This window comes from Bradyrhizobium sp. 157, assembly GCF_023073815.1.
In the GTDB taxonomy this organism is placed as follows: Bacteria; Pseudomonadota; Alphaproteobacteria; order Rhizobiales; family Xanthobacteraceae; genus Bradyrhizobium.
The window spans coordinates 1-15,193 of the sequence record NZ_JADPKF010000113.1 but is presented as its reverse complement, the minus strand read 5'-3'; the positions used below and the strand labels follow the sequence as shown (position 1 = coordinate 15,193).

At 62.8% G+C, this 15,193-nt stretch carries 12 protein-coding genes; 9 read left to right on the top strand and 3 right to left on the bottom strand.

Features of this window, described 5'->3' with window-relative positions; genetic code table 11:
* Positions 1-100 precede the first annotated feature (100 nt).
* From hutU to hutI, 3 genes are read right to left on the bottom strand one after another with little or no spacing between them, the layout of a single operon-like run.
* Positions 101-1,771 (bottom strand): urocanate hydratase, encoded by a 1,671-nt coding sequence (gene hutU, locus IVA95_RS35120; RefSeq protein WP_247514674.1) that lies wholly within the window; start codon positions 1,769-1,771, stop codon positions 101-103.
* Positions 1,768-3,357 (bottom strand): histidine ammonia-lyase, encoded by a 1,590-nt coding sequence (hutH, locus tag IVA95_RS35115; protein WP_247514673.1) that lies wholly within the window; start codon positions 3,355-3,357, stop codon positions 1,768-1,770. Before hutH ends, hutU begins: the two co-directional genes overlap by 4 nt.
* Positions 3,342-4,556: an imidazolonepropionase gene (hutI, locus tag IVA95_RS35110; RefSeq protein WP_247514672.1), complete on the bottom strand. Its 1,215-nt coding sequence runs from the start codon at positions 4,554-4,556 to the stop codon at positions 3,342-3,344. The genes hutH and hutI overlap by 16 nt, the downstream gene beginning before the upstream one ends.
* 88 nt (positions 4,557-4,644) lie before the next feature.
* Between hutI and IVA95_RS35105 the strand changes: the two genes are divergently transcribed.
* The 9 genes from IVA95_RS35105 to IVA95_RS35065 all read left to right on the top strand — a co-directional run.
* Complete coding sequence (locus IVA95_RS35105; RefSeq protein WP_247514671.1) at positions 4,645-6,003, top strand: formimidoylglutamate deiminase; 1,359 nt, start codon at positions 4,645-4,647, stop codon at positions 6,001-6,003.
* Positions 6,000-6,743 (top strand): histidine utilization repressor, encoded by a 744-nt coding sequence (gene hutC / locus IVA95_RS35100; RefSeq protein ID WP_247514670.1) that lies wholly within the window; start codon positions 6,000-6,002, stop codon positions 6,741-6,743. The genes IVA95_RS35105 and hutC overlap by 4 nt, the downstream gene beginning before the upstream one ends.
* Before the next feature lie 111 nt (positions 6,744-6,854).
* Complete coding sequence (locus tag IVA95_RS35095; RefSeq protein WP_247514669.1) at positions 6,855-7,799, top strand: ABC transporter substrate-binding protein; 945 nt, start codon at positions 6,855-6,857, stop codon at positions 7,797-7,799.
* Between the two features lie 84 nt (positions 7,800-7,883).
* A complete protein-coding gene (locus IVA95_RS35090) occupies positions 7,884-8,657 on the top strand; it encodes an ABC transporter permease (protein ID WP_247514734.1) in 774 nt (257 codons plus the stop codon).
* Positions 8,654-9,439 carry an ABC transporter ATP-binding protein gene (locus tag IVA95_RS35085; RefSeq protein WP_247514668.1) on the top strand — a complete coding sequence of 262 codons (786 nt, stop codon included), beginning with the start codon at positions 8,654-8,656 and terminating at the stop codon, positions 9,437-9,439. The genes IVA95_RS35090 and IVA95_RS35085 overlap by 4 nt, the downstream gene beginning before the upstream one ends.
* Before the next feature lie 182 nt (positions 9,440-9,621).
* Positions 9,622-10,905 carry a cystathionine gamma-synthase family protein gene (locus IVA95_RS35080; RefSeq protein ID WP_247514667.1) on the top strand — a complete coding sequence of 428 codons (1,284 nt, stop codon included), beginning with the start codon at positions 9,622-9,624 and terminating at the stop codon, positions 10,903-10,905.
* 128 nt (positions 10,906-11,033) lie between these two features.
* Positions 11,034-12,122: a mandelate racemase/muconate lactonizing enzyme family protein gene (locus tag IVA95_RS35075; protein WP_247514666.1), complete on the top strand. Its 1,089-nt coding sequence runs from the start codon at positions 11,034-11,036 to the stop codon at positions 12,120-12,122.
* 420 nt (positions 12,123-12,542) lie between these two features.
* Positions 12,543-12,995, top strand: coding sequence for a (2Fe-2S)-binding protein (locus tag IVA95_RS35070; RefSeq protein WP_213253235.1), 453 nt, complete (start codon positions 12,543-12,545; stop codon positions 12,993-12,995).
* Positions 12,996-12,997: 2 nt separating this feature from the next.
* The coding region (locus IVA95_RS35065) for a molybdopterin cofactor-binding domain-containing protein (RefSeq protein ID WP_247514665.1) at positions 12,998-15,193 on the top strand (2,196 nt) is incomplete at its 3' end.

The window sequence follows — 15,193 nt, the reverse complement described above, 5'->3', positions numbered from 1 at the left end:
CCTCGCATTCCGCGCGTAACGAGTGCCAAGTTCACGCACACCGATCATCGGCTGTGCTCGCTGGCATGATCTAGTGAGGGCGACGAAAACCGATCTTGCGCTACAACGTCAGACCCGGCAGATCGAGCCCGTTGGCGCTGGCACATGCAATCGCGCTTTCATAGCCAGCGTCGGCATGACGCATGACGCCTGATGCCGGATCGTTCCACAACACGCGTTCAAGGCGGCGGGCCGCCTCCGGGGTGCCGTCCGCGACAATGACCATGCCGGCGTGTTGCGAATAGCCGATCCCGACGCCGCCGCCATGATGGAGCGAGACCCAGGTGGCGCCGCTGGCACAATTGAGCAGCGCGTTGAGCAGCGGCCAGTCGGAGACGGCATCCGAGCCGTCGCGCATCGCTTCGGTTTCGCGGTTCGGGCTCGCAACGGAGCCGCTGTCGAGATGATCGCGACCGATGACGATCGGCGCCTTCAGCTCGCCGCGCGCCACCATTTCATTGAATGCCAGGCCGAGCCGGTGGCGGTCACCAAGACCGACCCAGCAGATTCGTGCCGGCAGCCCCTGGAATTTGATCCGCGCTTTCGCCATGTCGAGCCAATTGTGCAAATGCTTGTCATCCGGCATCAGCTCCTTGACCTTGGCGTCGGTCCGGAAAATATCTTCGGGGTCTCCTGAAAGCGCTGCCCACCGGAACGGGCCGACGCCGCGGCAAAACAAAGGACGAATATAGGCTGGAACGAAGCCGGGGAAATCGAATGCGTTCTTCAGTCCCATGTCCTTCGCCATCTGGCGGATGTTGTTGCCATAGTCGAGCGTGGGAATGCCCTGCGCGTGGAAGTCCAGCATCGCCTGGACGTGGCCGACCATGGAGGTCTTGGCAGCCACTTCAACTGCCTTCGGGTCGGCCTCGCGTTTGGACTCCCATTCGGCAAGCGTCCATCCCTTCGGCAGATAGCCGTTGATCGGATCATGCGCGCTGGTCTGGTCGGTGACGATGTCCGGTCTGACGCCGCGGCGTACCAGTTCGGGAAAAACTTCGGCAGCATTGCCGAGCAGGCCGACGGAGACCGGCTTCTTGCTTTGTGCCGCCTCCGCTATGATCGCGAGCGCCTCGTCAAGCGAGCTTGCTTTTCGATCGAGGTAACCCGTGCGCAAGCGCATTTCAATGCGGCTCGGCTGGCATTCGATCGCAAGCATCGACGCCCCGGCCATGGTCGCGGCAAGCGGCTGCGCGCCGCCCATCCCGCCGAGACCTGCCGTCAATATCCACTTGCCCGCGAGGTTGCCGCCATAGTGACGCCGTCCGACTTCGACAAACGTTTCGTACGTCCCCTGCACGATGCCCTGGCTGCCGATGTAGATCCACGAGCCGGCCGTCATCTGGCCGAACATCATCAGCCCGGCCTTGTCGAGAGCGTTGAAGTGATCGAGCGTCGCCCAGTGCGGCACCAGATTCGAATTGGCGATCAGCACGCGCGGCGCATCGGCATGGGTGCGGAAAATTCCGACCGGCTTGCCGGACTGCACGACCAGCGTCTGGTCGCCTTCGAGCTTGCGCAGCGAGGCGACGATCCGGTCAAAGCTGTCCCAGTCGCGGGCGGCCCGGCCGATACCGCCATAGACGACAAGCTCGCTCGGCCGTTCGGCGACATCAGGATCAAGATTGTTCATCAGCATTCGCAGCGGCGCTTCCGTCAGCCAGCTCTTGGCGCTGATCTCAGGCCCGCGGGGGGCCCGGATGATGCGATCGTTATCCAGTCGGCGGTTCATGACAAAGAGCCTCTCTCTGCAATGATTGGAAACGGGTTACTCTCCAGCACCGACATAGCCGCGGCCGGCAACGCGCCGGCTTCAACCAGCGCCGTTGCCTTCGCGAGATCGCCGGCCATGTAGCGATCGCTACCGAGCGGCGGGACTTGCTCACGCAACGCTGCAATGACCGCCGCAAGCGCCGGACTGGTCGAATGCGGTGCGCGCAACCCGATGCCTTGCGCCGCAACCAGCAACTCGATGCCGAGAATGGTGGCGAGATTGTCCGCCATGTCAGATAACCGCCGCGCCGCGTGTGCGGCCATCGATACATGGTCTTCCTGATTGGCGCTGGTCGGCGTCGAATCGATCGAGCAGGCTGCGGCGCGCTGCTTGTTCTCCGCATAGAGCGCGGCCGCCGTCACTTCGGCAATCATGAAGCCGGAGTTGAGGCCTGGATCGGGAGTCAGGAACGGCGGCAGGCCAAAATTCAGCGCGGGATCGACGAGAGTCGCGATGCGTCGCTCGCTGATCGCGCCAATCTCGGAGAGCGCCAGCGCAATCTGGTCGGCGGCAAAAGCGACCGGCTCCGCGTGGAAATTGCCACCCGAGACGATCTCTCCGGTCTCGACCAGCACCAGCGGGTTATCCGTGACGGCATTGGCTTCGATCGTCAGCGTGCGGGCGGCTTCCGTCAGAAGGTCGATCGCGGCGCCGGCTACCTGCGGCTGGCAGCGCAGGCAATAAGGATCCTGCACGCGCTCATCGCCTTCAAGATGCGACATGCGGATATCGCTACCATCGAGCAACGCCGTCAGTGTCGCGCCAGCGGCGATTTGCCCGGCATGTCCGCGCAATTGCTGGATCTCAGGACGAAACGGCGCCGTTGACGCCATCGCCGCATCGACCGACAAGGCGCCGGTCACCAACGCCGCGTTGACCAGGCTATGGGCGCGCAACAAACCGGAAACGGCATAGGCCGTCGAAAACTGTGTGCCATTGATCAGCGCAAGCCCTTCCTTCGGACCGAGCGTCACCGGCTCAAGACCAGCGGCGGCCAGAGCATCGCGGGCCGACACAACGCTTCCATCGACCAGCGCCTGCCCCTCGCCGATCATGACGGCCGTCATATGCGCAAGCGGCGCCAGATCGCCGGACGCTCCGACCGATCCCTGCTGCGGCACCAGCGGACAAATGCCCCTGGCCAACATGGCTTGGAGCTGCTCGATGATGTCGCGGCGCACGCCCGATGCACCTCGGCCCAAGGAGATGATCTTGAGCGCCATCATCAGACGGACGATCGGCTCTGGCGTCGGCGGCCCTACCCCGCAGCAATGCGACACAATGAGATTGTGTTGCAGCAGCGCCGTCTGGTCGGCAGCAATCCGTTTCGACGCCAGCTTTCCGAATCCGGTATTGATGCCGTAGACGGGGGCTTCCGCGCGCGCAGCCGCCGCAACAATCGCCGATGCCGCTTCCACGCGAGGCCAGAACGATGGATCGAGCACGACCGGCGCGCCGGCAAGCACTTGCGCCAGATCGTCGAGGCTGACCCTTCCAGGCGAAACCATGATGGGGGCGTCGGGACGGCTCACTGTCCCCTCCATACCCGGCTGTGCAACGGATTGAAGCCGATCCGATAAACGAGCTCGGCCGGCCGCTCGATCTCCCAGATCGCGAGATCACACCATTTGCCGGCCTGGAGCGTGCCGGCCTCGCCGATAATGCCGAGTGCGCGCGCACCTTCCCGTGTCACGCCAGCAAGGCATTCGGCAACGGTTAGCCGGAACAGCGTTGCGCCCATATTCATAGCCAATAGAAGTGACGTCAGCGGCGAACTGCCGGGATTGCAGTCGGTGGCGAGCGCCATGTTGACGCCGTGGGCGCGGAATAGTTCGATCGGCGGCTTCGTCGTCTCGCGAAGAAAATAGAAAGCGCCCGGCAGCAGCACCGCCACCGTCCCTGCTCGCGCCATTGCCGCGGCGCCGGCATCATCTGTGTGCTCCAGATGATCAGCCGATAAGGCCGAGAATTCCGCGGCAAGCGCGGCGCCGCCGAGGTTCGACAACTGATCCGCATGCAGCTTGACCGGCAATCCTAGCGCCTTGGCTGCGCGGAACACCCGCGCCGTTTGCTCTCCCGAAAACGCAATGCCTTCCATGAACGCATCGACAGCATCGGCCAATCCGGCCTGCGCCACCGCCGGCAATATCTCGCGACAGACAAGGTCGATATACCGATCCTTGTCACCGTCAGCTTCCGGAGGCGTCGCGTGCGCGCCAAGAAATGTCGTCTTGATGGTGACCGGCCGGCTGTTACCCAGCGCGCGCGCCGCCGAGAGCTGACGCATCTCGGTTTCGGTATCGAGCCCGTAGCCGGACTTGATCTCCAGCGTCGTCACCCCCTCGCCGATCAGGGTATCGAGTCTTGGCAGCGCGCCAGCAATAAGCTCGGCCTCGCTGGACGCCCGCGTCGCCGCGACCGTCGAGACAATGCCGCCGCCCGCGCGCGCGATCTCTTCGTAGCTCGCTCCCTGCAGCCGCAGCTCGAACTCATGCGCGCGGTTGCCGCCGAACACCAGATGGGTGTGACAATCCACCAATCCCGGCGTGATCCAGCGCCCCGCGCAATCAATCCGCTCGGCCGCATCACTGTCCGATGGAAAGTCGGAACGGCTACCGGCGAAGGCGATGCGGCCATCGCGCGCCGCGACCAAGCCGTCCTCGGCCACACCGAGCCCGGGCAGATCCTCCCGGACCGTGGCGAGCCGGGCGTTGAACCAGATTCGATCGAAGCGCTCGGCCATGCAGCTCTCCTTCAGCGGCAGGAGCTTGACGTATCTATATGTCTATACATAAAATCGTGTGGGTGTTCTGTCCAGCCGGTTTCGAAACATGTCGACACTGCATTTCGCATCAGCGCTGCTCCCCTCGGGGTGGGCCGATGACGTGCAGGTGGTGGTGACGGACCAGACCATTACGAAGGTTACGGCCGGCGTGGCGCCGGGACCGCAGGACGAACGCCACGAGCTGGCAATTCCCGGCATCGCGAGCCTGCATAGCCACGCGTTCCAGCGCGGCATGGCGGGGCTTGCTGAAACGCGCGTCAATTCCGCGGATACGTTCTGGACATGGCGCGAGACGATGTATCGCTTCGCGCTCGAAATGACGCCGGAAGACGTCGAAGCCGTCGCCACGCTGCTGTATGTCGAGATGCTCGAGCAAGGCTACACGCGCGTTGGCGAATTCCACTATCTGCATCACGACCGCGACGGCGCGCCCTACGGCAATCCTGCGGAGATGGGGACGCGAATTGTGCGGGCCGCCGAAATCTCCGGCATCGGGCTGACGCTCCTGCCGAGTTTCTATGCACACAGTTCGTTCGGCGGGGCGGCACCGCATGCCGGTCAGCGCCGGTTCATCTGCTCGGTCGACCAGTTCGCCAAGCTGACTGCTGCGACACGCATGGCCGTCCGCACGCTGCCCGGAGCCAATGTCGGCATCGCCCCGCACAGTCTGCGCGCCGTAACTCCTGACAAATTGGCGGCCATCGCGCCACTCGCCGAAGCCGGACCGGTGCATATCCATGCCGCCGAACAGATCAGGGAAGTCGAGGAATGCATCGCCTGGTCGGGCCGGCGGCCAGTTGAGTGGCTGCTCGAACATGCGCCAGTCGATCAGCGCTGGTGCCTCATCCATGCCACCCACATGACGGGGGCGGAAACCACCGCGCTTGCAAGAAGCGGTGCGGTCGCCGGACTCTGCCCGGTCACCGAAGCCAGCCTTGGCGACGGGATTTTTCCGGCCCGAGAATTCCTCGGTGCCGGCGGGCGGTTCGGTATCGGTACGGATTCCAACGTGCTGGTCGGCGTCACCGACGAATTGCGTCAGCTCGAATATGGCCAGCGCTTGAAACACCGTGAGCGCAACGTGCTGTCCACCGGTCCCGGCCTGTCGACCGGCCGCGCGCTGTTCGACGCCGCGCTCACCGGCGGCGCCCAGGCGCTCGCGCAGCGAGCCGTGGGAATCCAGGCAGATGCACGTGCCGATATCGTGACCCTCGACACCACCCATCCCTCGCTCGCGGGGCGCCGGGGGGATGCCGTCCTCGACGGCTGGATTTTTGCAGCGGGCGCAAGTGCCGTCGAGACGGTCTGGGCCGGCGGCACCAAAGTCGTTGAGAAAGGACGTCACAGGCTCCGCGAGAGCGCGCGTGATACGTTCAACGCAGCGGTGCGGAGGCTCGTGGCATGAGCCTCGCCACCGATCGCGGCAAACTCCAAGCGGCCGACAAGCCGACGCTGTACAAGCAGATCCGGATCGACATCGAGCGCCGAATCCTGACCGGAGAATGGCCGCCCGGTCACCGCATCCCGTTCGAGCACGAGCTGATGTCGCGCTATGGCTGCTCGCGCATGACAGTGAGCAAGGCACTGTCGGAACTGGCGCAAGCCGATCTTATCGAGCGGCGGCGCAAGGCCGGCAGCTTTGTGCGGCGTCCTACATTTCTGTCGGCGGTGCTCAAGATCGCCGACATCCGCGCGGAGATAAGCGCGCTCGGCCGCAGTTATGGCTATGAGTTGATCCAGTGCTCGCGGCGCACCGCAAACGCCGCCGACCGCGCACGCCTTGGCGCAGGGAAAACCGGAAAGGTGATCGCGATTGCCTGCCGTCACAGCGCCGACGGCGTACCTTTCGCCATCGAGGACCGGTTGATCGATCTCGACGCCGTGCCCGAAGCCGCTGCGGCGGATTTTGCAAGCGAACCGCCCGGCTCGTGGCTGCTTCACCATGTGCCATGGACGGAAGCCGAGCATTCGATCAGCGCCGTCGTGGCTGACGAACAGGCCGCGGCGGCGCTGGATATCGCGATCGGCGCCCCTTGCCTGGTGATCGATCGGCATACTTGGCGCAGCGCCCGGCCGCTGACGGCCGCGCGCCTGCTCTATCCGGGCGAGTCCCATAAACTGGTTGCTCGCTTCAAAGGCGGCTGAGAGGGATAACAATGCACGCAGGATTTGGCACAAGCTATGCAGCAGTTTTTGCAACAGCTTCGCCGCAACGAGTGTGAAGACCAGTCAATGAACCAGCAAAGGGGTACACCCATGCGTAGTTTTGGAATTTTCGCGGCAACCGCCGCTCTCCTGGTGGCCGCACCGGCCGCCGCCCAGGACGTGAAGGTCGGCATCGGTATTTCCGGATGGACCGGTTTTGCACCGCTCACGCTCGCAAATCAGGCGGGCATCTTCAAGAAGAACGGGCTAGATGTGACGATCAAGAAGATCCCGCAGAAGGATCGTCATCTGGCCATCGCCTCAGGCGACATCCAGTGCGCGGCGACCACGGTCGAGACCTGGATATCCTGGAATGCCAGTGGCGTTGCTACCAAGCAGATCTTCCAGCTCGACAAGAGCTACGGCGCCGATGGCATGGCGACGCGAAACGACATCGCTTCGATCAAGGACCTGAAGGGCAAGACGGTTGCCGCGTCCGCGCCGGGCACCTCGCCCTATTTTGCTTTGGCCTGGATGCTCAAGAAGAACGGCCTCTCGGTCAAGGATGTCACGATTGTGAACCTGGAGCCGGCGGCGGCGGCACAGGCATTCGTCTCCGGCCAGAACGATGCGGCCATGACCTACGAGCCATACCTCTCGACAGTGCGTGCGGCGCCCGACAAGGGCAAGATCATTGCAACGACGCTCGACTATCCGATGGTCATGGACACGTTCGGCTGCACGCCGAAATTCCTGACCGAGAACCCGAAAGCCGCGCAGGCGCTGGCCGACAGCTATTTCGAAGCGCTGGAGATGATCGCAAAGGACCAGGCCAAGTCGTACGAGATCATGGGCGCCGACGTAAAACAGTCCGCTGAGCAGTTCGGCAACTCGGCCAAATTTCTGCGCTGGCAGGACAAGGCCGCGAACCAGAAATTCTTCGCGGGCGAATTCCTGACCTTCAACAAGGAAGCTGCAGACCTGTTGCTCGAGATCGGCGTCATCAAATCGGTGCCGAAGATCGACGATCTCTTCGACGCCAGCTTCATCAAGTAGCTTCGGTTTGCATCGGTCCCGCTATCAGTCGTGAGAGCGAGACCACCGCGGTCAGCGCACCGCTTTTTAGGATATGCCCCCGTGATACGTCCCCTGGATCCCGTGACATCGAGGCAGCGCGCGGCCTATGGCCTCGCGTTCTTCGTCCTTTTCGTTGCCGTGTGGGCTTGGGCGACCTTTGGCGGCTACGTCTCCAAGACATTTCTCGCCAACCCGTTGACCATGCTGCAGGAAGGTTGGGAGCTGCTGACAAAGCACGGCTTTCTGTTCGACATCGGCATGACGATCTGGCGCGTCGTCGGCGGCTTTGTGCTGGCGGCCATCATCGCCGTGCCGCTCGGCGTTGTGATGGGGGCGTACAAGCCGATCGAAGCTTTCCTGGAGCCGTTCGTCTCGTTTGCCCGCTACCTGCCCGCCTCGGCCTTCATCCCGCTGTTGATCCTGTGGGCAGGCATCGGCGAACTGCAGAAGCTCCTGGTTATTTTCATTGGCTCGGTCTTCCAGATCATTCTGATGGTGACCGTGACAGTCGGAAATACGAGGCGTGACCTCGTTGAAGCCGCCTACACGCTGGGCGCCAGCGACCGCGGCATCATCAACCGGGTGCTGCTGCCCTCCTCTGCCCCCGAGGTCGCAGAGATCCTTCGGCTCGTCCTCGGCTGGGCCTGGACCTACGTCATCGTCGCCGAGCTGATCGGTTCATCATCGGGCATCGGCCACATGATCACCGACAGCCAAGCCCTGCTCAACACCGGCCAGATCATCTTCGGCATCATTGTGATCGGGCTGATCGGCTTGGTGTCGGACTTTCTGTTCAAGGCCTTCAACGCCTGGCTGTTTCCGTGGAAACTGGCATGACTGAGCTGAAAATCGATCAGGTCGCCCGCACCTTCCCCGCGCGCCAAGGCCATGCGCCGACACGGGCGCTGGAGCCAATCGACCTCAACGTCGGCAACAATGACTTCGTTACCATTCTCGGCCCGTCGGGCTGCGGAAAATCGACGCTGCTGCGCATCGTCGCCGGACTTGACCGGCCGACCAGCGGCCGGGTCATTCTTGACGGGCAAGAGGTCACTGGCCCTGGCGCCGATCGCGGCATGGTATTTCAGTCCTACACGCTGTTTCCATGGCTGACCGTGCGCGAAAACATCGCGTTCGGCCTGCGCGAACGCGGTGTTTCCGAAGCGGATCGCGGCAAGATCGCCGACGGCTTCATCCAACGGGTCGGCCTATCGGGGTTTGAGAATCATTGGCCGAAGCAACTCTCCGGCGGCATGCAGCAACGCACGGCGATCGCGCGGGCACTTGCCAACGATCCAAAAATCCTGTTGCTCGACGAGCCGTTCGGCGCACTAGATAATCAAACTCGCGTGCTGATGCAGGAAATGCTGCTTGGCATCTGGGAGCGCGACCAGAAAACTGTGCTGTTCGTTACCCACGATATCGAGGAAGCGATCTTCCTCGGCAGCCGCGTCATCGTCATGAGCGCCCGCCCCGGCCGCATCAAGGCCGAGATCGCGGTCGATCTACCCCACCCGCGATCCTACAAGATCAAGACCACGCCCAAATTCGTCAGTTTGAAGGAACGGCTTGTCGAAGAGATCCGCGCCGAGGCGTTGAAGGTTGCGGTTCATGCCTGACGATCGCGCACTGCGAAATCCGCCCCGGATGCGGTGAAATCAGTCCCGAAGTTTGCTACGCTGATCCCTGACAACGTCAACTGGAGCCGCTGGGTACGATCGCATCCATCACTCCTGATCGCCTCGCGATTGCGCACCTCCAACGCAGCGCGACGTTCCGCATCCCGACAGGGAGACAACCCATGGTGAAACCGTTTCCGTCCAAGACCCACATCGGCAACCACATGCTGCATCCGGAAACGCTGATGCTGAACTACGGGTACGATCCGCAATTGTCGGAAGGAGCCGTCAAACCACCGGTCTTCCTGACCTCGACCTTCGTCTTCAGGACTGCCGAAGACGGACAGGACTTCTTCGATTACGTTGCGGGCCGGCGCGAGCCGCCCGAGGGGATGGGCGCTGGGCTGGTTTACTCGCGTTTCAATCATCCCAACAGCGAGATCGTAGAGGACAGGCTCTCGGTCTACGAGCGCGCCGAGAATTGCGCGCTGTTCTCGTCGGGCATGGCCGCGATTTCGACCACAATCCTGGCCTTCGTCCGCCCTGGCGACGTCATTCTGCACTCGCAGCCGCTGTATGGCGGGACGGAGACCCTGTTTGCGAAGACGCTTGCAAACCTCTCCATCAGCGCGGTGGGCTTTTCCGACGGCATCGACGAAACCGCAATGAGAGCGGCAGCGGAGGACGCCATGCGCAAAGGCCGGGTCGCGATGATTTTCATTGAGACGCCGGCCAACCCCACCAACGGACTGGTCGACATAGCGATGGTCCGCCGCGTCGCCGAGATGATCGGCAAAACCCAAGGGAGTACGCCGATCATCGCATGCGATAATACGTTGCTCGGACCGGTGTTTCAGAGACCGATCGAACACGGTGCGGATCTTTCGCTGTACTCGCTGACCAAATATATCGGCGGTCATTCCGACCTGATCGCAGGCGCTGCGCTCGGCTCAAAGGCGCTCATGAAAGACGTCAAGGCGTTGCGAGGCGCGATTGGCACCCAACTGGACCCCCATTCCTGCTGGATGATCAGCCGGTCGCTCGAAACGCTGGGCCTCCGCATGGAGAAAGCTGACGCAAACGCGCGGCTCGTCGCGGACTACCTGCGCGACCACCCAAAAGTGGCCACGGTCCATTACCTCGGTCATCACGATGAGCAATCCCCCGCCGGCCGCCTGTTTGCCCGGCAATGCACTGGTGCGGGCTCCACATTCTCCTTCGACATCGTCGGCGGCCAAGCCGCCGCATTCAAATTCCTGAACGCCCTGCAGATCCTCAAGCTGGCGGTGAGCCTGGGCGGCACCGAGTCGCTTGCCAGCCTGCCCGCGAGCATGACCCACTCCGGCGTTCCGGCTGACATCCGTCAGAAAATAGGCGTTCTCGACTGCACGATCCGGCTGTCGATCGGTATCGAGCACCCATCCGATCTGATCGCTGATATCGCACAGGCCTTGAACGCGGCTTAGCAGCACGCAACGCGTCGAAGACAACGAACGAGCCGACTGCGAGGCGGTTCCCATCCGGGGCGCTGCAAGCAATTGCTAAGCGGGCAAGATCGACTTAACGTCAATGAAAAAGACCGGGTGGAAACACAATGGCGCTTATCAAGACAACCGAGGCCGGACTCTACCGGATCCCCCTGCCCGTTACCCTTTCCGACAGCACGCACGGCGAACTCAAAGCCTTCGAACTGGTGACATGTCGTGTTCGCGATTCCGACGAGGCCGAAGGTGTCGGCTATACCTACACCGTCGGCCGCAATGGCGGCGCGATTGCCGACATCCTCCGGCGGGAGATCCCCGAACTGATCGAGGGCCGCGAGGCCGATGACACCGAAGCCATCTGGCATCACGTCTGGTGGAGCTTGCATTACGGCGGACGCGGCGGACCGCCGGTGCTTGCGCTCTCGGCGCTCGATATCGCCCTGTGGGACCTGAAGTCGCGCCGCGCCAATCTGCCGCTGTTTCGCATGTTGGGCGGCTTCGACGCCCACGTGCCCTGCTACGCCGGCGGCATCGATCTCGATCTGTCCATCGAGCAGCTCTTGAAGCAAACTGACGACAATCTCGCCAAGGGCTTTCGCGCCATCAAGATGAAGGTAGGCCGCCCCGATCTGGCATCCGACGTCGCGCGGGTGCGGGCGATGCGCCAACATCTTGGCGACGGCTTTCCGCTGATGGCGGATGCCAACATGAAATGGACGGTCGAGGAAGCCATCCGCGCGGCACGCGCGCTGCAACCCTACGATCTCACCTGGCTCGAAGAACCCATCATTCCCGACGATATTGCCGGCCACGCCCGCATCATGGCTGCCGGCGGCGTTCCGATCGCGGCCGGCGAAAACCTGCGCACGCTATGGGAGTTCAAGAACTATATCGCGGCCGGCGCGGTGTCCTATCCCGAGCCCGACGTCACCAATTGCGGCGGGGTTACAGCTTTCATGAAGATCGCGCGGCTGGCGGAAGCGTTCAATCTACCGGTTACCAGCCACGGCGCACATGACGTTACCGTGCATTTGCTCGCGGCCTGTCCGAACCGCTCCTATCTCGAAGCGCACGGATTTGGGCTCGATAGCTACATCGAGCACCCGCTTGGCCTCCAGGAAGGCATGGCATTGGCGCCGACGCGGCCCGGCCATGGACTAACATTCGACTGGAAAGGGCTGGCGCAGCTTGCAAGCTAGCGGGAGAGCCTAGCGGGGCGATGCGGTGCTGATCGCACCGGCCTGTCCGCGAACCCTTGCAAAGCGGGTTCTGCATAACAGCCGCCAGGAAAAACTGGCAGCTCCGCGGGGGCGGCCTCCTTTCGTCCAAAATAGAATGCAAAGACAACACGTTGTGAATTCGGTCCGGCGTGCTTTCTGATAGCGTCCTCAGGGCGCCCGTCTCGCCGCGCTGTCCTGTAAACACGACGAATGTCTAGGCAGGAGGATGGCCCACCAAAATTCAAAGCAAATCGAACAATTCAGCCAACGGTTGCCAAGCAAGGCCGGCTCTCCGGCCACGCGATCAAACTCGTAAAGCAACGGTGTTGAGCGGTTAGGAAATATGTTCTCGCTCACGCCGAAGAAACATCAGCAGCTTATGAAGAGCGAGGAACGATCATGATCAAGGTGAAGATCAATAGCCAGGAGCATAGCTGGGACGGCGACCCGGATCTTCCATTACTCTGGTTTCTCCGCGATGAAGCCGGATTGACGGGCACGAAATACGGCTGCGGCCAGGCTCTCTGTGGCGCCTGCACCGTTATCGTCGACAAGCAGGCCGTCCGCGCCTGCATCACCTCGGTTTCCGACGTGGTCGGCCGGGAGGTCACCACCATCGAAGGCCTTCATCCGACCGGGGATCACGCGGTCCAGAAGGCCTGGCGGCAGCTGAACGTTCCCCAATGCGGCTTTTGCCAGGCCGGCCAGATCATGCAGGCCGCCGCCCTTTTGATTGAAAATCCAAAACCCAATCACGACCAAATACGCGAAGCGATGGCGGGCAATATCTGCCGTTGCGGCACTTACCAGCGCATCGAAAACGCCGTGCGTCTCGCATCGACGGGGGTGTGATCATGAACGTCTTCACCAATCCCAGAAAGCTCCGTGGTTTTGAGCGGTACATCAAAATCGACAACGTCTCGCGCCGCAGCATCCTGAAGGGCCTCGGCCTGGCCGGCGGCTTCGTTTTGGCTGCGCCTGTGATGTCACGCCCAGGCTTTGCCGCGTACCAAACCGGCGCGGACAAGATGCCGCACGGTGTCGTGGTGGACCCGCGCGTCTTCGTTTCTGTTGCATCCGACGGAACGGTGACGATCGTCGCGCATCGCGCCGAGATGGGAACCGGTGTCCGCACCAGCCTGCCGATGATAGTCGCCGAAGAGATGGAAGCCGACTGGTCGCGCGTTCGTGTCCAGCAGGCGCCTGGCGACGAAGTCAAGTTCGGCAACCAGGATACCGACGGATCGCGCAGCACGCGGCATTACCTGATGCCAATGCGCCAGATCGGCGCCTCGGCCCGCACCATGCTCGAAACAGCCGCGGCGAAACGCTGGGGCGTGCCGGCAACCGAGGTGAAGGCCGTCAATCACGAGGTCGTCCATAGTGCAAGCGGACGCCGCATTGGCTTCGGAGACTTGGCGGCCGATGCTGCCAAGGGGTCGGTGCCGAGTGTCGAAGGCCTGAAGCTGAAAGATCCGAAGGACTTCCGCTATCTCGGCAAGGGCGCGATCGGCATTGTTGACCTTCGCGATATCACGGTGGGCACCGCGCGTTACGGCGCCGACGTCCGCCTGCCCGGCATGAAATATGCCGTCATTGCCCGGCCGCCGGTGACCGGCGGCAAGGTCGTGTCGTTCGAGGGGTCGGAAGCGATGAAGGTTTCCGGCGTCGAGAAGGTCCTGGAGGTCAAGGGCTGGCCGTGGCCCTCAAAATTCCAGCCGCTCGGCGGGGTCGCCGTAATTGCGCGCAACACCGGCGCGGCCATCAAGGGGCGTGACGCGTTGAAGATCGTTTGGGATGACGGGCCAAACGGCAAATACGACTCGGTCGCCTACCGCGCTCAGCTCGAGGGAGCAGCGCGCAAGCCCGGCCTGGTCGTGCGCAAGGAAGGCGACGTGGACGCCGCCTTGAAGAGCGCCGACAAGGTGATCGTGGGTGAGTACTACCTGCCGCATCATGCCCACGTCGCCATGGAGCCGCCGGTCGCGGTTGCGGACGTCAAGGGCGACAGGGCCGAGATCTGGGCGCCGGTGCAAAGCGCGGGCGGAACGCGCGAAGACGTCGCCAAGACGCTCGGCATCCCCCAGGAGAACGTCACCGTCAATGTCACGCTGCTCGGCGGCGGCTTCGGGCGCAAGTCGAAGTGCGATTTCGCCATCGAAGCCGCCCTGCTTTCAAAGGAGCTCGGCGCCCCCGTGAAGGTGCAATGGACCCGGGAAGACGACGTTCGCAACGGCTTCCTGCACACCGTCTCGGTCGAACGCATCGAGGCCGGTCTCGACAAGAGCGGCAAGGTGACCGCTTGGCGGCATCGCAGCGTCGCGCCGAGCATCGCCTCGACATTTGCCGCCGGTGCGCTGCATCAGGCGCCGTTCGAACTCGGCATGGGGCTGGTCGACATGCCCTTCGAGATCGCCAACGTCCAGTGCGAAAATCCGGAAGCGGCCGCGCATACCCGCATCGGCTGGTTCCGCTCGGTATCGAACATTCCCCGCGCGTTTGCGGTGCAGTCCATGGTCGCCGAAATCGCCCACGCCACCAAACGCGATCAAAAGGACATGCTGCTGGAGCTGATCGGCGCTCCGCGGATCGTCAAGCTCGATTCCGTGAAAGACCTCTGGAACTATGGTGAGCCCTATGACAGCTATCCGATCGACACCGCGCGTCTTCGCAAGGTCATCGAGCTCGTCGCGGACAAGGGCGGCTGGGGACGATCCGTGCCCAAGGGCCACGGGCTCGGCATTGCCGTGCACCGCAGCTTCGTCAGCTATATCGCGACCATTGTCGAGGTAGCAATCGACGATAAGGGCAAGCTCACCGTGCCCCGCGTGGATACCGCGATCGATTGCGGAACCTACGTCAACCCGGAGCGGATCCAGGCGCAGATGGAAGGCGCTGTGATCATGGGCCTGAGCTTCGCCAAAACTGGCGCGATCACCTTCAAGGACGGCAAGGTACAACAGGGCAATTTCGACGATTTCCCGGTGCTCCGGATCGACGAATCCCCTGCCGTGACCAACGTCTATATCGTGCCTCCCGGACCCGACACG

What these genes read in the sequence shown, in the direction of transcription:
- hutI (WP_247514672.1), bottom strand. Translation starts at nt 4,556, where the DNA reads ATGGCCGAGCGCTTCGATCGAATCTGGTTCAACGCCCGGCTCGCCACG.
- IVA95_RS35105 (WP_247514671.1), top strand. Translation starts at nt 4,645, where the DNA reads ATGTCGACACTGCATTTCGCATCAGCGCTGCTCCCCTCGGGGTGGGCC.
- IVA95_RS35070 (WP_213253235.1), top strand. Translation starts at nt 12,543, where the DNA reads ATGATCAAGGTGAAGATCAATAGCCAGGAGCATAGCTGGGACGGCGAC.
- IVA95_RS35085 (WP_247514668.1), top strand. Translation starts at nt 8,654, where the DNA reads ATGACTGAGCTGAAAATCGATCAGGTCGCCCGCACCTTCCCCGCGCGC.
- IVA95_RS35080 (WP_247514667.1), top strand. Translation starts at nt 9,622, where the DNA reads ATGGTGAAACCGTTTCCGTCCAAGACCCACATCGGCAACCACATGCTG.
- hutH (WP_247514673.1), bottom strand. Translation starts at nt 3,357, where the DNA reads ATGGAGGGGACAGTGAGCCGTCCCGACGCCCCCATCATGGTTTCGCCT.
- hutU (WP_247514674.1), bottom strand. Translation starts at nt 1,771, where the DNA reads ATGAACCGCCGACTGGATAACGATCGCATCATCCGGGCCCCCCGCGGG.
- IVA95_RS35075 (WP_247514666.1), top strand. Translation starts at nt 11,034, where the DNA reads ATGGCGCTTATCAAGACAACCGAGGCCGGACTCTACCGGATCCCCCTG.
- hutC (WP_247514670.1), top strand. Translation starts at nt 6,000, where the DNA reads ATGAGCCTCGCCACCGATCGCGGCAAACTCCAAGCGGCCGACAAGCCG.
- IVA95_RS35095 (WP_247514669.1), top strand. Translation starts at nt 6,855, where the DNA reads ATGCGTAGTTTTGGAATTTTCGCGGCAACCGCCGCTCTCCTGGTGGCC.